The organism is Bacillus sp. FSL K6-2861, assembly GCF_038630725.1.
GTDB classification, from domain to species: Bacteria; Bacillota; Bacilli; order Bacillales; family Bacillaceae; genus Bacillus; species Bacillus velezensis.
Window position 1 is genome coordinate 2,534,684 of the sequence record NZ_CP152037.1, and the last position, 22,353, is coordinate 2,557,036.

At 49.9% G+C, this 22,353-nt stretch carries 6 protein-coding genes; all 6 read right to left on the reverse strand.

Going from position 1 to position 22,353, the window contains the following annotated elements; translation table 11 throughout:
- Genes NYE62_RS12415 through NYE62_RS12440 form a run of 6 tightly spaced genes read right to left on the reverse strand, consistent with a single transcriptional unit; the run spans position 1 to position 22,339 of the window.
- Positions 1–6,297 (reverse strand): type I polyketide synthase, encoded by a 6,297-nt coding sequence (locus NYE62_RS12415; RefSeq protein WP_342496971.1) that lies wholly within the window; start codon positions 6,295–6,297, stop codon positions 1–3.
- Between the two features lie 18 nt (positions 6,298–6,315).
- Positions 6,316–18,909, reverse strand: a complete 12,594-nt coding sequence (locus NYE62_RS12420; RefSeq protein ID WP_342496972.1) for an SDR family NAD(P)-dependent oxidoreductase — start codon at positions 18,907–18,909, stop codon at positions 6,316–6,318.
- Between the two features lie 39 nt (positions 18,910–18,948).
- Positions 18,949–19,686, reverse strand: coding sequence for an SDR family oxidoreductase (locus tag NYE62_RS12425; protein WP_007408405.1), 738 nt, complete (start codon positions 19,684–19,686; stop codon positions 18,949–18,951).
- A gap of 14 nt (positions 19,687–19,700) precedes the next feature.
- The gene (locus NYE62_RS12430; protein WP_251257484.1) at positions 19,701–21,065 is read right to left on the reverse strand and encodes a long-chain fatty acid--CoA ligase; all 1,365 of its coding nucleotides are present in this window, start codon (positions 21,063–21,065) and stop codon (positions 19,701–19,703) included.
- Positions 21,062–21,334 carry an acyl carrier protein gene (locus NYE62_RS12435; RefSeq protein ID WP_003153264.1) on the reverse strand — a complete coding sequence of 91 codons (273 nt, stop codon included), beginning with the start codon at positions 21,332–21,334 and terminating at the stop codon, positions 21,062–21,064. The genes NYE62_RS12430 and NYE62_RS12435 overlap by 4 nt, the downstream gene beginning before the upstream one ends.
- Before the next feature lie 24 nt (positions 21,335–21,358).
- The gene (locus tag NYE62_RS12440; RefSeq protein ID WP_144664009.1) at positions 21,359–22,339 is read right to left on the reverse strand and encodes an LnmK family bifunctional acyltransferase/decarboxylase; all 981 of its coding nucleotides are present in this window, start codon (positions 22,337–22,339) and stop codon (positions 21,359–21,361) included.
- Positions 22,340–22,353: the final 14 nt, after the last annotated feature.

The window sequence follows — 22,353 nt, forward strand, 5'->3', positions numbered from 1 at the left end:
TCAGTAAGTCTTCATTTGTTTCCAAAACGTATTCGGACGGGACTTATGTGCGTTTTCATGCAGGCTTTCGGCTTTGTCCGGACGAATGGGCCGGCGTTTTAATTCCTGTCTCGGCAAAGGCTTTCTAACAGGGGTATACGCCTCTTGCTCCCAGGCTTCCACTATGACATGAGCATTCGTCCCTCCGTCAGCGAAGCTGCTGACAGCGGCAATCCGCGGTGAATCCGTCCATTCACGCAGAGCGTGCGAAAAATAAAACGGCGAGGCGGACAGATCGTAATGCGTCATCGGCTCTTTGCCCGAAAGGAAAGGCACACGCATTCGGCGCGAGAGCATAAGCACTGTTTTAATGAATCCGGCAATCCCTTCAGCGCATAACGGGTGTCCGATATTCGGCTTCATCGATCCCAATTCACAAGGCGCGCTGTTTTGCATACGGTAGACCGCTTCAATCGCCCTCAGTTCCAAAAGGTCGGTTACTTCAGAGCCTGAACCGTTTGCTTCAATGTAGCTGATATCCTCCGCTTTTCTGCCGCTTTTGGCAAGCGCCTTGGCCATCACTTCTTTCTGCGCCTGTATATTCGGTGTGGCAGGCCCCGCGGTTCTGCCGTCATTGTTTACGGAAATGCCTTTAATGACCGCATGAATCCGGTCACCGTCTTTTACAGCCTGGGCCGCTGTTTTTAAATACACCATTCCGACGCCTTCTCCCAATACGATGCCGCCGGTGCGGCGGTCAAAAATATGAAACGCAGGCTCTTCGCTTAGCAGTTTGCGGAGTTCGAACATCCGGTGGGTTTGACCGGATTCCAGCAGACTGACTCCCCCGACCACCGCTGAGTCGATTTCACCGCAAGAAAGCGCTTGTATCGCCATATTCATACCGACAAGCGCTGAAGAACAGGCCGTATCCAAAACGAGACTCGGCCCCTTCAAATCAAAGAACTGAGAAAGATTGGCCGCTAAGTAATTCGGACCGGCTGCGACTATCGGATTTTTTGCATGCTTCAGACGGTTTTCATCAGGCATACTGCCGCCGCGTCCTCCTAAATAGACACCGGCTGACCTGCCTTTCATTTCTTGTAACGAGTACCCGCTGTCTCTGAACAGATGAAGCGCCTCTTCTAATATAAGAAAGGACTGGATATCCATTGCCTTGATGTCTTCTTCGGGAATAAGGAAAAACTCCGGGTCAAAATGCGTTACATTTTGTAAAAGGCCCGCATAATCCGCCTTCTCCGTTTTCCAGCGCTCTTTCGGAACTCTTTGAATGGCTGACGTTCCTTCAGACAGCAGCTTCCAATAAGCTTCAATTGATTCAGCTCCCGGAAAACGGCAGGACATTCCGACAACAGCGATGTCTTGCGCCGCTGCAGCACCAGAAGGCTGAATAACAGCGGCTGCAGTTTGTTTGGGAACGTCCGGGATTACAGGCTGAACCGGTTTTGAAACGGCAGCTTTGATTTCGGGATATGCTGTTTCAAGCCATCCCGCCAGCGCAGCAACCGTAGGGTATTCATACAGCACCGCCGGGTCAAGGTCAGCTTTGATCCTCTTTCCGATCGCTCTGGACACTTGGGCAAGCATAATGGAATCGGCTCCGTAATCTTGAAACGGTGTATCAGATTCAAATCTTGACGGCTCCAGTCTTAATTCCCGGCAGCAAATGCCCGTCAGCCACTCCTCAACGCTTTCTGTATCGGCCTGTTCCTGCTGCTTTGTTTCAGTAAGGCCGGATGAAAGCAGCAGACGGTCAGGCTCCCATTTTTCCGGGTGAATGACGGCCGGCATAATAACAGATCCGCAATCGCCTGCCATGATGGCATCAAACAGGCTCAGCCCTTCTCTGTCAGTGATGCTCTTTAAACCGCTTTTCTGATAGGCCCGGCTTTTTGATTCGCCCATACCCGTTTCTTTCCAGCTCGGCCACTGGATGCTCAGCACCGGAAAACCTTTTGCGGCCGCAAAATAATCCATATAGGCGTTAGCCATGGCATAATCACTTTGTCCCGCTCCTAATTCCGGCATCACGCCGGACACTGAAGAAAACAGCGCAAAAAACCGAAGAGGCTCCTTGTGCAGCGCTTGATACAAAAGGTCCAGTCCGTCTGTTTTAGGCTCAAGCACGGGCATCATCTGTTCGCTTGTTTTGCGGATAAAGGCCGGATGATCGAGATCTACCGCTCCCGCTGCGTGTATCACGCCTCCTATCGGCCCCATTTGATCTTTCACACGGCTGACGGCCTGCTCATATTCAGGGCCGGAAGATACAGACAGCACTTCCGTTCGGATACCTTTTTGTTCGAGCTCTCTGATTCTTCTCACCTTATCGGAAAACAGGGAATTCCGTTTGATATGATCATCCCATTCCGCTTTCGGCGGCATTGTTTCTTTTCCGGTAAGCACGAGTTTCGTGACTCCGTAACGTTCGGCAAAATGCCGGGCGAATAAATATCCGAGTCCCCGGGTCCCTCCGGTGATCCAGAGCACATGGCCTTTCGGAAATGAAAATTCTTTTTCAGCTAAGCTGTTTGTTTCCTTTAACCGCGCGTGATAGCGCACACCGTTTCGGTAACACACTTCGATGTCTTCAGAATCGCGAAAAAACTCCTCTGCGATCTGGTTTGCCAGCTCAGGATCTTCGGCAGTCCGTTCTGCATCCATATGCCGCGAGCGGATATCCTTATACTCACTTTGGAGCATCCGGTACAATCCGGCCTTTTTTGCACCTGAGAGATTTATCGTTTCATTTGCAAAGGGTTCAAGCCCCTTTGTCACACAAAGCAGCTGAAGCTTTCGGCCGCGGTTTCTGTTGTCAATGAGAGACTGCAGACGATGAATCCAGCCGTCATCATGATTGATTTCCGTCCCGCATCCGGTCACATCAATCAGACCGCCAAATCGGGCCGCGTCTCCGGATATTTCCGGTGATGCAGCGTCAATGATTTCAGACTCGGGGAAATAACGGGACAGCTCAACGGCTAAATTTCCTGTCTGGTGATCAGCAGCTATTCCGATGACGCCCCGCACTTCCTTAGCCGGAACACTGCTGCTTTCTGCCCAGCTTTTCTGTAAAAAGCGGATTTCACGAAATGTTTCAGAATGTGTTTCAGCATCACGAACATTGTCCGGCGCTGCATCGTCCGGCCAATACCGATCCTTTATAAATGGATAACCGGGAAGGCTGATGCGATGCGGCAGGCTGCCGTTATAAAGCTCTGACCAATCAATCTTCAGCCCTTTTACCCAAAGTTCCAGAAGCTTCGCGAATTTTTTTCTTTTCATCCATTTACGGACGGCTTCCTGCATATCTTCATCCTTAAAAACGGCTAGAATGTCTTTATACTGTTTGCTTTTTCCCCTGAAGCAGCCGTCTGTCCCGCCGTCAATAAAACGCTGCAGTTTTTCCGCTAACTGCTCTGTCGACGTCACGATAAACGCAGCACGTTCTTCCATCGCTTCTCTTCCGGTTTGAAGGGTGTAAGCCGCATCCCGGAGGCTGCGGTCTGTGACGTCATTTTTTCTGATCGCTTGAAGAAGCTGCTGCGCCCGCTGCTTCAGGCTGGCCTCCTGTTTGGCGGATAATAAAATGACTGCGGGATCTTCATCTGTGAATGGCTCATAAATCTCCCTATCAGGTTCAATATATTCTTCTATCAATATGTGGGCATTTGCCCCGCCCGCGCCAAAAGAAGAGATTCCCGCGATTCTCGGAATCTCTTTTTGCGCTCCGTTTTCCTCAATGACCGGCTGTTTCCAGTCTGCCAATTCACGCTGCACCACAAACGGCGTCCGGTCGAATGCAATATTCGGATTCAATTTCCGGCAATGTAATGAGGGAGCCAGCTGTCGTTTTTGAAGCTGGAGCAGCAGTTTCGTTACACCGGCAATGCCTGCCGCGGCTTCCAAATGCCCGATATTGGATTTAACTGAGCTGATGGCGCAAAAACCTTTATCAGACGTTTTCGTTTGAAATGCGCGGGTCAAACCGTCAATCTCGATCGGATCTCCGAGTTCAGTACCCGTGCCGTGTGCTTCGATACAGCTGATCATCCGCGGATGTATTCCTGATTTTTCAAGCGCGCCGGAAATCACGTCAGCCTGGGCGCTCGGACTCGGCACTGTATACCCGTTTGTTCTGCCGCCGTGATTGATATGAGTGCCGCGAATCACCCCGTAAATATGGTCCTTATCAGCCATCGCTTTTGACAGCGGCTTTAACAGCACGGCCCCGACACCTTCACCGGGAACAAATCCGTCCCCGCCTTCACCGAAACTTTTGCACGTTCCGTCTTTTGAAAGCATTCGATAGGCGCTGAGCTCCGCATAAGCCGAAGGATGCGTATACACATTCACACCGCCGGCAATCGCCATGTCGCATTCGCCGCGAAGGATGTTTTCACACGCTTCGTGAATTGCAGTCAGCGAAGACGAGCACATCGTGTCGACCGGCATGCTCGGCCCTTTCAGATTAAGAAAATAGGAAACTCTGTTGGCCGCTGAACTGAACGACGTTTTCGGCTGCAGGGCGCCGCCGTTTTTCCAGTACATTCCGTACCCGTTTTTCGTAATGCCCGCAAAAACGCCGACCCGGCCGTTATACAGATTCTCAAGCTGTTCCTTCGTATAACCGGCATCCTCCAGCACCTGCCAGCACATTTCAATAAAGAGACGCTCCTGCGGGTCCATATTCAAAGCATCACGGGGTGAAATTTGAAAAAACAGCGGATCAAAGAAAGCGGCATCTTTCAGAAATCCGCCCCGCTTACTGTAACTTTTCCCTTCTTTCACGGCCGTTTCGGGATCAGGGTTGTAGTACTTGTCCTGTTCCCAGCGCTCTTCGGGAATTTCCGTCACACAGTCTTTTCCGGCCGCTAAGTTATTCCAGTACTCTTCAAGTGTTTCAGCTTGCGGATAACGTCCGCTGACTCCGATAATCGCAATCCCTTCTTTTGTCTGGTTCTCATTGGAAAAAGAAGGCCGTTTCTTTCGCTTGATAAGCGACGGAAGCACCGGAAAATCTTCATTTGCCAAAACCTGTTCTGATATGCCTGAACGGTGGTCATCATCATTTGTCCATTTTCGGCATTCATTCGGATAATCCGTGACAAAGTGAGCTGCCAGGGAGCCCAGTGTCTTATATTCGTAAAAAACCGTTTTGGAAAGGTCACCGAAAAGCAGAGACAATTCGCGGTTCAATTTCGTCACAGTAACTGAGTCGATTCCGTAGGTTTCCAGCGGCTCTTCAGTGTCTATGTTGGAAACAGCAATTTTTGCAGTCAGGCCAAAAAGCGTTTTGAGCTGAAGAAGCGTTTGTTCATACAAACGTTCACTGCGGTGTTCGGCATTGGTTTTTCCGTGAGCGCCCGTCTTGATGACAGGCTGCAGCTTCAACCCCGACAGGGAAGCCCATATTTTCCCTTCTTCGTCACATAAATCAATATAAAAGCTCCCCGCCTTCTCTTGTATCTCGGCCCATACCTTGTCAGGACAAGATTCATAAAACAAAAGCTCGTCCAATGAAACCGGGGCGAGCGTTTTATATTCTCTGCCGCCAAGCAGCGCGCATGCCTCTGTCACACTTTGCATCACACAGGGAGGGAGGCCGAATCGGGCGGATTCTTTTTGGTTTGTCAATGGAATTGATATGTCTGCCAGCATCCGTCCTGCTGAGGCGTAAATACGCTCAATTCCTTTCATGTGCTCACTGTATTGAACGGTATCGTTCTGAGTGATGGCTTCAATTTGCTGCTGATCCATCAGGAAGCCGCTGTTTTCCTTCAAGCGGCTGATATCCAGCATGCCGGGCGCAGCATCAACTGGCTGAATCGTCCCTTGGCTGTACACATCATGATGACTGAAATCGGCAGAAAATGGATTATAAATCTCAAACCTTTTAGCTTCACCCTCTGCGGGTATCAGCCTGATTTCGATATGGAACGGCTCAGCCTCAGTCAGAATGGGCTTTGACCACACGATATGCGTCAGCCGGACAGCCTCAGTCTCCTTTACTGTCAAAACAGCCGCAGCTCTCGCCATTTCCAAAAGAAGTTCTCCGGGCATAAGCTTTTTACGCTGTAAAGAAACATCAGCGAGAAAAAATTCCCGGCCGCTGAAAGCTGCCGAGAATCCCTGTCCCGTTTCATCGGAAATATGCTGCTGAGCAAGCGGATGGAGGGAAGCAGCTTGGCGAAGTCCCATCCGCATATCATAATCGCGCAAAATGCCGATCGCATCCTGTTTTGTCATTTTTTTATTTTTGACGTCAGAAAAAACCCGGTGCAGAAACTCTTTCATATGGTTTCCTCCATTACGCTAATCCCTGTAAAAACCGATCGTTCTTTTTACAGCGGTTTCTATGCTTATTTCGTTTTTCTCCAATTCATCAAGCAGGCGTTCATAAGTCTCAAGCGGGGACGTATCAATCTCATAAGTCTCCCGGTGCCTTATATGCTGCGCACTGTGCGGTATCCAGCAATGTGTTTTCGCAAAAGGATAGACGGGCAGGCTGACTTTTTTTGGCCTTTGGTCCGGATATAATTTATTCCAGTCGACATGTAAACCTTGCACCCATAATTTTGCAAGCATTGTATACTTTCCTGCTTCAATCCATTGATCTACGGTCCCGCTCATTTCTGCGTTGTCTGTCATCTCTGTAAACAGCTGTTTCATCGCTTTGTTCCGGCCTATAAAGAAATTCTGCCCCGTCTCCTTGCCGCTGAGGAAATCATTCAGCGCGTTCGTAAGCTCTTCTTTTGTTTCAGCAATAACGGCAAGGCGCTCTTCCATTTCATCCCGGCCAAGCTGAAGCGTATAAGCGATACCCGCAAGAGCTCCGTCAGCTGAATGTGTCTTTTCCAAATATCTGCGCAGCTGTTCCGCACGTTCCTTCAGCTGTTCCGCCGTCTTTGCCGAGAGAATGAATAAGGACGGCTGAAGTTCACCGGCCGTCCATTGTTTCTCTTCAACAGGAGAAACATATTCTTCGAGCACGACATGAGCATTGACACCGCCAAATCCGAACGAGCTGACACCCGCTCTCCGCGGCAGTTCATTTCCGCTATCATCAGTCGCCGCTTTCCATGGCTGAGTGTCGCGGACGAAGTAAAACGGGCTGCCGTCGAGGCTGATATACGGATTAACGGTTTCACAATGCAGACTTTTCACAAGCGTTTTGTGCTGCATCTGCAAAATAATTTTTAAAAGCCCGGCCATGCCGGCGGCAAGCTCTGTGTGGCCGATATTCGTTTTGACGGAACCGAGGCCGCAATGAGGCTGCTTGGGTGCCGTAACTCCGGCTTTCTGATAAAGCGCTGCAAAAGCCGCTTTGAGTCCGTTGATTTCTATCGGATCTCCGAGCGCCGTTCCCGTGCCGTGGGCTTCAATATAACTCACTGTACGGGGGTCGATGTTCGCTTGCTGATAAGCTTTTATCATGACTTCTGTCTGTGCTTTCGGATTCGGCGATGTAAGGGAAGCCGCCCTTCCGCCATGATTTTCCGCCGTTCCGCGAATAACGGCATAAATACGGTCGCCGTCACGTTCCGCATCGGATAATGTTTTCAAAACAATCATGCCGGCACCTTCAGCTCTGACATACCCGTCCGCTTGATCCGAAAATGTTTTGCAGCGCCCGTCTTCACTGAGCATTCCCGCTTTATTAAAGCTGATATGCATATCCGGCGACACAATAGCATTGACGCCTCCTGCAATCGCGATGCCGCAGTCTCCGGCCTGAATTGCCCTGACCGCACGGTGAACAGCGACCAATGAGCTTGAACAGGCGGTTTCAATCGGTTCGCTCGGCCCATGTATATTCAGAAAATAGCTCATACGGTTCGGACCGATTGACGGAACCGTACCGGCGGCGGAAGAACCCTCAATCTCTATATGGAACTTTGAAGCTTCCTGAGCGTAACCGCTGTTTGTCGTGCCTGCAAAAATGCCTGTATTTGTACCTGACAGGCTTTTGGCAGAGCAGCCGGCATCTTCAATCGCTTTCCATACATGCATCATTAAAAGTCTTTGCTGAGGATCCATCATTTCGGCTTCATGCGGAGAAATACCGAAAAATAAAGGATCAAATTGAGCGGTTTCATCAATGAAGCCGCCCCACTTTACATTGCTCGCATTTTTATCTTTCTGCGGGTCTCCGTAATACTGTCTCCAGTCCCAGCGCTCCGGCGGTATTTCAGAAATGCAGTCCTTTTCTCCGGCTAAATTCTCCCAAAACATTTCCGGATTTTCAGCCATTGGAAATGCACAGCTGATTCCGATTATCGCCACGGGCTCAGGTGCAGCTGCGGTTTTTGTTTTAGGAAGGCGGGACGGAATCAAGAATGGCTCCGTCTTCATTTTTTTACGCACAACCGGTTTCTCCGTTTCTGTTTCTGCCTGTGAGCCGAATGTATCCGGATGTTCCGTCAGCAAGTATTGGGCAAAACGAAAAACTGTCGGATATTCAAAAAACACGGCCGGTGTCAGTTCAAGCCCATACATTTTATTTAGTTCATTTGCAAACTGCGTGAATGAAACCGAATCAAAGCCATAATCTCTCATCTCTGATTCAGCATCTATCTCGTCTTCTTTCACCTTCAGAATGCCTGATATCATATGTTTGAGTTCCGCTTGTACTTTATTCGGCATATGGACGGGCGTCTTCCTTGACACATGAATGCGATTGGACGGTTCCGGCGTTTCAGGCATCAGGTTTTTTCGAATCCGTTTTTCGTCGCCTTCTGCCACCATGACCTGGTGTTCTCCGGAGGCAAAAGCGGCGTAAAGCGCTTGGATGCCTGACGCCGATCGCATGGCTCTCATTCCGGTCTGTTCGTACATCAGCCGTTCGGTCTCTTTGTCCACACGCATACCGCCTTCTTCCCAAAGCGGCCAGTTGACAGACAGAGTCTGCCCGCTCCGCCTGTTGTCCCGCACGAGACGGTTCCGGCGGGCTGCATAAACGTCCATAAATGCGTTGGCTGCCGCATAACCGGCCTGCCCCGGATTTCCCATACCTCCCGCCAAGGAAGAAAACAGGATGAAAAAGTCCAGCCGCACATCTTTCGCTGCTTCATCAAGATTGATAAGCCCTTTCACCTTCGGCGCCATGACGGTCTTCCGTTCGTTTTCTGTCTGGTTCAGAATGTAGTTGTCAGCGATCACGCCTGCGCCGTGAATGATCCCGTCGAGTGTTCCGTGCACCTCCTGTATGCCGCGGACGAGGGCGATGACCGCCGCCCTGTCTGTCACGTCAACCGGTTGATACAATACGCGGGCACCCGACGCTTCCAAGCGCCGTAAGCGGGCGGAGCGGTCTTCATCAAGCGCTTCCGCCCTTCCCGTTAATACGAGGACGGCGTTTTTGACGCGGGAGGCTATTTCTTCAGCGAAAATCAGGCCGATGCCGCCCGCTCCCCCGGTGAGGAGGTAGACCCCTTCGTCTTTCCACGGAACGGCGCCGCTTTGAGGCGCCGGCAGATGACGCCAGTTTCTGACGAGACGTTTGCCGTCTTCATAACGGATTTCCGCTTGTTCAGGATGCGCCCGGTTTTCTTTCAGTTTGGCAAGAAGCGCCGAGGCTGACTCGTCCGGATCGGCTTGGATGACTTGGCCGTACAGCTTCGGATGTTCAAGGTGAGCCGTTTTCAGAAAAGCGGCCAGCCCCGCCAATACATTGTCTTCCCCCCTGTCGGGGACAAGAAGCTGGATCAGCGTTTTTTTCTTCTGTTTTTCTTTGATAAGACGCGTGACGATCGCTGACAGCTCCGCCGCGCAGGCGTCATAACGGTCTTCAATCGGACCTTCGCCGTCAGCCGCACATACGGCGCCGCTTATGTCCTCAGCGTTCATTCCGCCATACAGTGTCACGTATCTGAAAGACTCTTCTTGTCCGCTGCCTTCATCCGGCGGTGATTCCTGCCACTTTGGCTGAAGCAAGAGCGGTTTTTCCTCCGTTTCCTCTTCCAGAAAACGGGCGGTGAGCCCCGTCAATCGGACACATACCGCACCGTTTTCATCACACAGCTCAATATGATAGGCGCCGTCCGCTGAGGAAAGCACCGCCCACATCGTCTCCCGGCACGCAGAAAACACCTGCATATCCTGGAGGGCAAACGGCAGAAACGGCCGTCCGGACGCGGAACCGTCTGAGAGCACGAGACCGATAGAAGCCTGAAGGGCGGCGTCCAGCATGCTCGGATGCAGGATGAACGGCTCCTTTTCTTCGCGGGCGGACGGCGGAAGAGTGAGCTTTGCGAGCACTTCTCCGCTTCCGGCATAGACGGCGTCAAGCGCCTGATGAGACGGTCCGTAGGTGATGCCGAGGCTGTCGAACGCTTCATAGCACTCAGCCTTTGACAAGTGACGGCCGCCGCAGCGCGCCTGAACCGCTTCTACATCGAGAACAGGAGCACGCTCCGTCTCTTCGAGCACGGCCTTTCCCTGGAAAAAGACAAGCGGGTCTTCTCCTTCGGCATACGCTTCAAAAGCGATGTCTCCGTTTTCTTCCGGCTGAAGCTTTACATGAAGCGTCACTCCTTCAGAAAGCGCCGTCACCGGACGGAGCCAAACGATCTGTTTGAGCCTTACACCCGTTTTCCCGCCCGGCAAGTCTTCGGCGGCAAATGTAACGGCGGCCCGGGCCATTTCTAAAGCAGCCGCGCCCGGAAGCACCGGTTTTCCATTGACGATGTGATCGGCAAAAAACGGTTCATGTCCTGAAAAAACAGAAGTAAAACGCTGGGCGGTAAAGGTCGATGTATTCGCGTGGAGCAGCGGGTGAAGTCTGGCTGCTTTCTCACTTTTCGCTGAGCCTGTTTTGTCAAGTGACACATCAGCTTTTGTGACCCAATATCGGTCTTTGGCAAAAGGGTAGGCCGGGAGACTGATGCGGCCCGGGTTGCACTGATAAAGAGCTGACCAATCGACGTCAAGTCCTTTAACCCAAAGGTCAAGCAGCTTTCCGTATTTCCCTTTTCTCAGCCAGGCATTTATGGTAAGCGCCATATCTTCATCAGAAGTGAGCGAAGCCGCCAATGAATGATGTTTGGCTGTCCTGCCCCGCCAGATATGAGCATGTTCGATATTATGATCGTTTGAGAAACTCATAAGCTTCATTTTCAGTTCTTCTATCGACTCGGCCGTAAATGCAAGCCGCTCAGCCATCGGTTCTCTTCCCGCCTGAAGCGTGTAAGCGATCTTGGCCAAATCCCCGTCAGAACGTTTTTTTCTTATGACATCATCCAGAAGCTGGCGGGCGCGCTCTGATAATTGCTGCTCATTTCGCGCTGATAAAATGATAACAGCCGGTTTTTGCGGAGAAACAGACGCGTTTTCCATTGGTTTCAGGCTGTCAGACGGCACATATTCCTGAATGATGACATGTGCGTTTGAACCTCCTGCTCCAAACGAGGAAATGCCGGCAATTCTCGGATATTCCTTCATTTTACCCGTGATATTCAAGACAGGTCGTTTCCATTCCGTTTCTTTTTGCTGTACGAAAAACGGAGTGTGCTCAAACTCAATATTCGGATTCAATTCCGCCGCATGCAATGAAGGGGCAATCCTCTTATGTTTCAATTGCAGAAGCAGTTTGGTGATCCCCGCAATCCCGGCAGCGCTTTCTAAATGTCCGATATTTGATTTAATGGAACCGATGGAACAAAACTGCCGGTCTTCTGTTGTCAGGTGAAAAGCTTTCGTTAACCCGTCGATTTCAATCGGATCACCGAGCGCAGTGCCCGTTCCGTGGGCTTCCAAGTAACTGACCGTTCTCGGGTGAATGTCTGTCCGTTTCAACGTGTCTGCGATCAGATCAAACTGCGCTTTCGGATTTGGCACCATATAAGCGTTTGTCCTGCCTGCTGCGTTCAGCATGCTTCCTTTGATAACGCCGTAAATATGATCGCCGTCTTTCTCCGCTTGAGCAAGCGGCTTTAACACAATCGCCCCTACTCCTTCACCGTCAACAAAACCGTCCGCACTGTCTCCGAAAGATTTGCATTTATCACCGGGAGACAGCATTGAAAAAGCGGACAGCCGCTCATAGTGGGCCGGATCAACGATAAGATTGACTCCGCCGGCAATCGCTGTTTCACTCATTCCGCTCCGCAGGCTTTCTGCGGCGAGATGGACAGCTGTTAAAGAAGAAGAGCAGGCTGTATCCACAGCCATACTCGGCCCTTGGAAATTGAACAAAAACGATACTCTGTTTGCGATAGACCAGTCGCTGGGAACAGTCGGGTAATTGCTGTTCATCACACCGACAAAGACTCCGATTTTCCGGCTGTCACAAAGCGTGGCCGGGGTGTACCCCGCATCTTCAATGCTTGAATAAGCAGTCTGCAGAAACAACCTTTCCTGCGGATCCATCCTTTCAGCTTCCGCGGGAGATATACGGAAAAACAGCGGATCAAATGTATCAATGTCATCGAGAAAACCGCCCCATTTTGAATAAATGGACCCCCATTTTCCGCGTTCCTCGTTATAAAACGTTTTCCAGTCCCAGCGATCTTTCGGCACTTCAGTAATAGAATGCCTGCCGGCTTTTACATTTTCCCACAGCTCATCAACGTGATCGGCGCCCGGATACCGGCCTGACAGACCGATGACAGCGATATCCTGGATATAGGGATCTCCGTTCGTCCTTTCGCCTTCCTCGTTTTGAGGAATCTTGTTTTGTTTTACATTCAGGTTATCTATGTGATCAGACAGCTGTGCCTCACGCACACCCATCGCTTTCATAAATGCTCCCCGCTGAGAAAGAAGCAGGTAATCCGCGATTTCTTCTATCGTCTGATATTCAAAAAAGAGGGTGCTGGTCATTTGGTCAAACACGTTACGAAAGGCATTTGTGAGCCTGACGACCAGAATAGAATCCAAACCGTATGCGGTTAAGGAAACCGACGGATCCATTCTCCCGCTCGGAATCTTCAGCGTTTTTCCTATTAATTCCGTCAGATATGTGATGCCCCGTTCCCTTACGTTTGGAATCGGCGCGGCGCTTTCTGCGGGAGCCTGCACCCGTCCGGCGTTTTCGGGATGAGGCCGTCCATTCCCGAATTGCCGCTCGAGCGCTTCTTTACGGGAAGACAGAAAGTAATCAGCAAGCTCATCAATGGTTTGATATTCAAAAAATAAAGTGCTGCTGACAGAACCGAAGACGTCTTTTAACGCGTTGGTCAGTCTGACGACCAGTATGGAATCCAATCCGTATGCGGTTAAAGGTTCATGGGATAAAAGACGATGCGCCGGCACTATAAGCGCTTCACCGATGACCTTCTTCATCAGTTCAACGCTTTTTTCTCTCAGGCTGACATGCAAAGTATCATCCGAAAGACCTTCTGCGTCATACGGACGGCGCTCCGGCTTCTCTTCTGACGCCTGTGTGAGAGCAAGCCTGACCGTTCCGTCACTTTCAGCCGCTATAATCTGCTGGCCTAAGTCGTGTGCGGTTTCAGCCGGAAACAGGGGATGGACGAATCCTTCAAGCGAAAGCGCTTCCGCCCAGCCGGCCGGATCAACCCCCGGACAGCCCGGAATCCGTAAATCATGATCCTCATACAGCCACCAGCCTTCAAGAAGGCCAAACGTCACATGGTTGAATATGGTGCGGCTGTTGATCTCATTTATAAACAGCTGGCCGTTTTTTTGCAGCATTGCTTTCGCATGGCGCAGCGTAGAGCGGATATTTTTTGTCGCATGAAGCACATTGGTCGCGATCACTGCGTCATACGTGCCGATGTCCGGCGCTTCTGTTGATACCGGCTGCTCAGCGTTGAATATTTTATAAGTGACATAAGGATATTCCGGACCGAATATGTCTTCTGCATGTAAAAGAAATGCTTTAGAAATATCCGTGAAACAATATTCGGCAATATGCGCTTCATACGGTTTCAATTTTCTCATGACCGCAGCGCTCGTCCCGCCCGTTCCGGCTCCGATTTCTAAAATGCGGATTTTCGCCTGCGGGTCTTTTTCCAGACGTTCCTTCAAAACTGCAATCAATGTGTCAGCAAGCTTGTCATTGAAAAAATCAGAAATGATATTATTGCGGTAAATGCCTTCCACAAGACGGAAGGAGGAGTCAGGGAACATCACTTCCGTTGCCGGAAGCTTTCCGGTTAAAATGTCTGGAAGCACACGCAATGTCTCTTCTGCCAATCTGACATGCGCCCTCATGTCTTTCTGGCGCAGCCAAGTCTCTTTTTTCCGCTCCCATTCCTCCCACACCTGCCCTAGATCCGTTTTTTCCGGAGTAAGCGCTAATTTATTCAGGAGGACAAAGCTCTCTTTCAGCCATCTGCTGTATTGTTCCGTTATGCCGGCAGCCGATTGAAATAACGGCAAAGCCTGACCAAGCCCGGCTCCCATCTCATAAAGGGTTGATACAAGCATTTTTTCAATAAGGGACTCCATCTCTCTCATGCAGCTCATGACACTTGATGCTTTTAACCGCTCAGCTTCGTCATTCTGCGTGATGTTAACCGTTAATTGTCCGAGTGCGGAAGGAATCTTTTCCGGATAAACCGTTACTTGTTCTTTCAGATCGTCTTTCATAAAAACCGGATCTGTCGTTTTGATCAGCGCCAGCTGGTCATGAGGTCCGGAAAGCAGGGTTTCCAGCGTTTTCATCGCTTCGGGCGCCTCAATAGAAGCGATTCCGTCCCGCTCCATCCGTTTCCGGTATTGTTCTGAAGCGACAACGCCGACACTTCCCCAAAAGCCCCAATTGACAACTTTTACGGCATACGGCGCTTTCTGTGAGATCCGCTTAGCAAAAGCGTCTTTAAACGTGCACCCGGCGGCATAATTGCTCTGTCCCGGCGCTTTTTGAAACGACATCATCGAAGAGAAAAACAGCAAGAAATCCAGGGGTTCCCCTTCAGCTACCCGGGCAATCTGCAAGCTCACATCAGTTTTTGCAGAAAGTGAAGCGCGGAACTGATCCTCTTCCATATTGGCAAAACTTCGGTCTGATAACACGATGGCGGAATGGATGATTCCGCGGACCTTTCCATTTTCCTTTACAATGGTGTCATACGCCCGTTTGAGAGAGTCATAATCGGCAGCATCCGCGCTGAAATATTGCGGTGCGGGGCCTAAAGCCGCAAGTCTTTTCAGCTTTCTTTCAATCTGTGTATCTTTTTTCCGCCTCCCGATCCAGACAATTTTCGCCTGATAGGTCTGAATCATATATTCAGTCCATACTTCTCCTATTCCGCCTGCTCCGCCGATAATCACATAAACCCCGCCGTGCCGGTATAATGAAGGCTCATCTGCATGAGGCCGGCAGACGGCCAATTGCTGGCGGTGCCACTGACCTGCACGAAAGACCCACGGATTTCCCTCGGGATCCGCCGGTAAAGAGAAGACATCGGGAAGATGCCGGTCTCCCCTTTGAGATTCCAAATCAAGAAGCCGGATGCTCCAATTGCTGTATTCTTTTGCGAGCGACCCCGCTAATCCGTGTATGCTTGCATGACTCGGATTGACCTCATCATGTTCATGAATCGGCTGTGCTTGAAACGTGCAGATTGTCAATGATAGTTGTTCCGTGTCAAAATTCAGAAGCAGAAGCGCTTTTACCAGCCGGAAAAGCTGCATGACCCCGTGCTCCTGTCCGTCGGCCATATCCGCATCATAAACGGATGGAATGGGATGATCCGGCGCCGCCCATATCATGTGTTGAAAAGAACCTTGCGCTTTCAGTGTTTCAGCCATTTGTTCCGCGCTGTCCAAAGAAGTGATGTCCGGAAAACGGACATCGGAATACATCTCTTTCAAAGCCTGCTGAAAATCCGGCCCGGCCCCGATGACGATTATTTTTTCTTCACGCATGAAAGACATGCCGGTTTCCGGAATGGTGACGGTGTTCCAAACCGGTGTCATAAGCAATTCCGTTTCACGGCTTGTCTTCGGCGTGACGCCGGCTTTTTGGTTAAACCCGGCGCTTTCCTGCACCTCTTTTATGATAAAATCTTTCACTGCCGCCAACAGCACGCCGCGCTCATCACAAATATGCAGATCAAATTGGTGAACGGAGGCCGCTTTTACCTCCGCATGCACAAATACGGTTTTCGCTAACGGTTCAAGCAGCTGTATTTCTCCGAAGGAAAACGGTACGATAAGCGCAGGCTCTTTTTGAAATTGCAGCACATGCGCCATTGCAGTTTGAACAGCGCCATCCATTAAGGACGGATGTAGGATGTACTGTTTAAAATCGGCTTCCAAGTGTGACGGGAGCATTAATTTGGCCAGTGCTTTCCTTTCTGTATAAGAGAATTCGCGGATGACCTGAAAACTGTCCTTTTGCACGATTCCCGCCTCAGAGAACGAGTGATAGATATCTTTCGGCTCCGTTCTCTGCGCAAATGGCGCCGGGAGCTGAAAGACCGGGGCCTCAAAAGATGCTCCTTTTTCTTTACAAATCACTTCTCCTTGCGAAAAGAGGGTGCCGTCCGCTCCTTTTTCTTTAATGACATAGCTTATACGCTCTTTTTCTGCTTCAAACTCTATCATGACGGATGTTGGGTCTGTCCCTGTCACAATCGGCTCCATGTACCACACACTTTGAAGAGAGACGACCGGGCGTTCTCCCCACAATCCCGCGCCGTATGCCGCCATTTCCAGATGACAGACTCCGGGAAGCACATATTTTTCGTTCACTAAATGATCTTTAAAGAAATATTCATCCTTGGAAAATATCTTTTGAAACGTCCCTTTCCGGGCGGATGAAATATTCTCATCAAGCAGAGGATGCAGCGCTTCACGCCTTTTGATATTTTGGGGCTTTTTTGTATACCGCTTTTTTTGATCGGTCAGCCAGGACGTTTCCTTTAAAAACGGATACGTAGGAAGCGGAACTTTCTGATACGGCGTTTCCGGCTTTTTGCAACCTTGAAGGCCTTTCACCCACAGCGCGGCAAATTTCTCAGGATCTGAAACGGATTGGCCTGAAACGTCCGGACGCCCGGGTGACGCTTTTCCGAAGTACATATACCTGCCGTCGCTGTGACCGCTTACAAATCCGTCCAATCGCCGTTTCAGCTCAGAAAGGGATGATGCAATGACAGCAAGCCGGAAGGAGAAAGGCTCTCTGCCTGACAATAAGGTGGCAGCGATATTTTCCAGACTGTATCCGCCGGCAGAAGGCAGGTTTTCCAATCGGTCAAGAAAAGAGCTTAATTTCCCGGCATATTCTTTCAGCTGCTGTTCGGAATGTGCGCTTAATACGACGGCATGCGGTTTTTGCTCAGTATTCCCATCCGCTTGCCGTTCTGGCTGATAAGCACCTACGATCAGATGGGCATTAGAGCCTCCTGCGCCGAATGAACTGATTGCGGCGATTCTCGGTTTATCTCCTTCAGCCGGCCACGGCCGGTTGTTTCGGACGACATAAAATGGCGAATCAGAAAAAGAAATCTTGCGGTTCAGTTCCTCGGAGTGCAGACTGGCGGGAAGCGTTTCATGTTTCATGCTTAAAAGCACCTTGATTAAACCGGCGATCCCTGCAGCCGCTTCCAAATGTCCGATATTGGATTTCACCGAGCCGATTCCGCAGTAGTTTTTCTCATCGGTCTGTTTATCAAATGCCATAGACAGGCCGCGTATCTCAATCGGATCGCCGAGCGCCGTGCCGGTTCCGTGAGCTTCAATGTAGCTGATATCCGCCGGACTTACCGCGGCTCTGTTTAGAGCGGATAAAATCAGGTCCCGGTGCGCTTCCGGATTCGGCACCGTATACCCGGTCGTTTTGCCGCCGTGATTAGTGGCTGACCCCTTAATGACACCGTAGATGTGGTCTTTGTCCGCAATCGCTTTTTTCAATGGTTTTAACAAAACGGCTCCCGCGCCTTCGCCGGGCACGTAACCGTCTCCGCCTTCACCGAAACTGCGGCATTTTCCTTCAGAAGACAGAAAATGTGATTGGCTTAAAAACATGTATTTTTGCGGATGTAAGCTGAGGTTGACGCCTCCGGCAAGCGCCATTTCACAGTCGCCCGACATAATGGCCTGACAAGCCTGATGGACGGCGACAAGCGATGAAGAACACGCCGTATCAACAGCGATGCTCGGGCCATGGAGATCAAGGAAATAAGAAACCCGGTTCGGAATGCTCCAATATAAGGAGCCGGGGCCTTTGTACTGATCTTTGAGGAAACCTTCTTCGTGTGCAATTAATGAATATTCATTCCAGGTCACTCCGGCGAATACACCGATTTGATCCGTCGGCCTGGCCGCCGGGTTCCCGTAACCGGCATCCTCCATCGCTTCCCAGCAGCACGTGACATACAATTTTTGCTGGGGGTCCATTAAATCAGCTTCCCACGGGGAAACAGAAAAAAACAGCGGGTCAAATTGATCCGGATGATCAATAAAACCTCCCCATTTACTGTATGACGCGTATTCTGCCGTTTTCTCTTCCGAGTAATAAGAGCTGTCCCATCTGTCCTCTGGGATTTCAGAGACACAATCTTTATTTTCCATTAAATTGTTCCAAAAATCATGCTGGTTTTCCGCTTTCGGAAACATCCCGCTCATTCCGATAACCGCAATATCAGAGCTCCCGTCCGTTGCCGGTTCAGGCACCTTTTCAGCCGCCTGTACGGGAAGCAATTCTTCTTCCTGCGGGCTTCCCGTATCAGGCTCCGTTTCTTTGAATTCAAGAACGCTTTCGGGATTTCGTTTCTGCGCACTTAAAAACTCACTCAATTTCTCAATGTTCGGATATTCAAACAGCAGCGTTTCAGAAAGGCCGGTAAATTCTTTATGCAATATGGTCATGATTTCTTCACTGATGAGAGACGTCACGCCAAGAGTAAAAAAAGCGGTTTTATCTTCCGCTTCGGTCACCTCGGCACCCAGCTTTTCCGCTATTACCGTTCTTAAAAATTCGTTAATACATTTCATGAGGATACCATCCCTTGTACAAAAGAATTTTTCTGTGCTTTAACAAGTTAATCCGCCGTCTATTGCCATTGTCTGTCCGGTCATAAAGGACGATTCAGGAGAAAGCAGGAAACGAACGAGTCCGGTCATATCGTCTGTTTCGCCTAAACGCCCCATCGGCGTCCTTCTGATAATCTGCGATTTTTGTTTTTCCGGCATATTTTTCGTCATATCGGTGTCCACAAAACCGGGCGCAAGTGAATTGACACGGATTCCTTTAGACCCGAGCTCCCTGGCCAGGCTTCGCGTCAAGCCGTCAAGAGCCGCTTTGGATGCGCTGTAAACTGAAGTGCCTTTAAATCCTCTTGAGCCGATAATGGAGCTTATGTTAACGATTGATCCGGAATTTTGTTTCAGCATGACACGGGATACGTTTCGGGTCAGCTTGATGACTGAGCCGATATTCAGATTGAGGATGCGGTCAATGTCTTCATCATTGGTCAGGGGCAGCAGCTGATCAAGGTTCAAACCGGCGTTATTGACCAAGCCGTCTATTCTGGAAAACTTGCGGTATACTTGAAGAACAAACTGTTTCATGGCGGCATCATCCGCCGCATCCGCCGCTTCCCAATAAAAGCGGCCGCGGTACTTTTCACTCTCTCTCAATGTGTTAATAAAATCAGATTCACTGCGGCTGAAAGCGGCTACTTTGTAATCCTCATCCAAAAGCGTCTGTACAATCGCTTTTCCCAGCCCCCGGCTTCCTCCGCTGACGACCGCTACTTTTCCGTTATTCATATTTGCCTCCTGTTTTACACGTTTCTTATTTTTTTAAATCGGTCATTAGACAGTTTCCGATCTGTAACAGAGATGATCTGCGGTATCTTATATGGCTGCAGCTTCTGTTTGCAATGAGCTACGGCCCGCTTTCTGAAAGATTTGATATCTTCCTCTTTTTCAAGCACGGCCTCTGCTGCGACAATCTCGCCCGTAATCGGATTTTTTCTTCCCGTTATGAGAACATCCCGGACATTCGGTATCTCCAGAAAGACGCTTTCCACCTCTGCCGGAAACACTTTCTCTCCGCCCACATTAATGATTTCACTCTTTCTTCCAAGGATTCTTATATATTCGCCGTCTGTTTCCACCTGGTCACCGGTGTCATACCAGCCGTCTTCATCGAAAGGTGACGGTGCGTTTAAATAGCCGAGCATCGCCGACTCAGAACGGACCCAAAGCGTGCCTCCGGTAATTTTGGTCTCTGTTCCGGCACCGCCCACTTTCATCCAAGTGGATTGGCTGTCTTTTGATTTCGTTGAGAATATACCCAGTTCAGTTAATCCATATGTTTGTTTCAGCCGTACATCCGGAAACAGCCGGTGAATGCCGCGCAGCGTTGATTGGGGCATCGGTTCTGTGCCGTAAGTGATCAGCCGGAGTGAAGAGAGGTTATAGCCGGCATCCGCCTTGGACATCAGCAGCATGTTTAAAAAGGTCGGGGTGGCGGGGAGCACTTGGACAGCATGCTTGTCGACCGCCTGATAAACGGACTCCGGCGTTCTGCTGTCTGATGTGACGATGGTCCCCCCGTTAAACAGAATCGCAAACAGCGTATTAATGCCGCCGATATGATCCAATTTCAGAAAAATGAGCGTACGCAGCGGTTTTCTCTTCGCCGTTTTATATTTTTCAAGCAGCCGGCCGGCGCTTAACACGGATGCTTTGCTTTTGCCGGAAGTTCCCGATGTGAAAATAATAATGCCTGACTCCCCTCTCTCGCGCAGGTCATCAAGCAGAGGGTGAGAGGCGCTTTCAGAACCTCCGCGAAGCGTCCAGCTGTCATTTTCATTTATTTCAATGATTTGATTCACTTTCGCGTCTTCAAACATATCGAGATGCTTTTCCCTTGATTCATTGCTTAGAGGGACAACGATATTTCGGTTTAACAAAAGCGCCATCAGCAAAAAAATAGCGTTCGGGGAATAATCCCCGATAAGCGCCACACATTCTCCTTCACGTATTCCGTTTTGTTCAAGTTCTTTCTGAAAAAAGCTAATTCGTGCCAGCAAATCATCATACGTAAAAGTCTGCCCTTTAAAAATGAGAAACTCACTGTCTTGCGTTTCCCTAAGCTTATCAGTCACCCAGCTGATATCTCCCCCGCTTTCTGTTTTCATGATTGAGCACTGTCCATATATTTTTGATAAATATCACAAATGCTGCCGACGGTTGTAATGCTTGAAATTGTTTCTCCTTGGGAAAAAGGATCTACTCCGGTTTCCATCTCCATCTGTGCGACTAATTGAGCGATATCCAGTGATGAGAAGCCCAGATCCTCTATGACTCTCACATCATCTCCCGCTTCGACGGCCCGATATGACTGCTGTTCTTGAATGTCCTGAATGATTTGAGCGATGATCTGCTTCATTTCCTTGGTTTGTTCCATTTGCTTTCAGCTCCATTCTTCATTTTATAAACTTCTGATGACCCGCTTATAATCCGGAATATGATCTTGTGAAGAGGTCGGCACCGCCAGCAGCTTGTCCACCTTGGAAATGGCCAGCAATGTATGATTTCTTTTCATATAGACTTCAATCTGATAGCTGATTTTCGCCACTGAGATCATACCGAGGGACTCACCGTGAAAGTCGGGATCGCATTCTTCAATGTGTCCCGTCATATAAATATCAAGCTCTTCATCTGCAAAACAATTTCCGTAATAATACGTCTCTCTTTCAAGCAAAAATAAATGCCGCGCGATTGAAACCGGAAAACCCGGCTTCGACCGGCGCGTCATCCATTCAAATTCCGCCGTATCCATTATCTTGCTGAATTTCGCAAACACCATGGCATGCCCGGGCGCAGCATCCTGATCAATAGGAACCCGATATGAAACGGGGTCTGCTGTTTTGAGATTGCCCGGCTTCATACCGAAGGCGTCCGTTCTGATTTTCTTTGACCGCATCAGCGCGTAAGGCGGCTTGGCTAGCTTAGAAAGTTCCGCAATGCATTCAGCCTTAGGCGCTGAGACTTTGCGCGTCGAACCTTCTGTTTGTGTGACGTCGACGACAATTAAACTATTGGCTTTCATAGAAGGAAACCGTCCCCGGTCCCACTCGCTTTTATCAGAGCTGACCGCTCCTTTCGGCCCGAACAAATAATCAGATTCTAATATGGTTTCTCCAAACCGGGAGATATCGACTCCGACGGAAACCTCGTCCCATAATCGGTACTGATCAAGAGGCTGATCTGAAGGAACTTTGAGATGTGTCATAAAATAAGCCGGATACAAAATCAGCCCTTGGTGATCGGCCATCTGATCAGGCCGGAATCCCGTTCCGTCCGTTAAATGGTGACTGTGTGCGTTGCCGAATAACAGCAGCAGTGCGTACTCATTCAAATTCCCTAACCCGACATGGCTCATCGTTAATTCATGATTTTCAATCAGCATGGTCTGTCCTCCGC

Bases quoted from the DNA above. Each gene is read 5' to 3' on its own strand.
- NYE62_RS12415 (WP_342496971.1), bottom strand. From the start codon at position 6,297: ATGAAAGAGTTTCTGCACCGGGTTTTTTCTGACGTCAAAAATAAAAAA.
- NYE62_RS12420 (WP_342496972.1), bottom strand. From the start codon at position 18,909: ATGAAATGTATTAACGAATTTTTAAGAACGGTAATAGCGGAAAAGCTG.
- NYE62_RS12425 (WP_007408405.1), bottom strand. From the start codon at position 19,686: ATGAATAACGGAAAAGTAGCGGTCGTCAGCGGAGGAAGCCGGGGGCTG.
- NYE62_RS12430 (WP_251257484.1), bottom strand. From the start codon at position 21,065: ATGAAAACAGAAAGCGGGGGAGATATCAGCTGGGTGACTGATAAGCTT.
- NYE62_RS12435 (WP_003153264.1), bottom strand. From the start codon at position 21,334: ATGGAACAAACCAAGGAAATGAAGCAGATCATCGCTCAAATCATTCAG.
- NYE62_RS12440 (WP_144664009.1), bottom strand. From the start codon at position 22,339: ATGCTGATTGAAAATCATGAATTAACGATGAGCCATGTCGGGTTAGGG.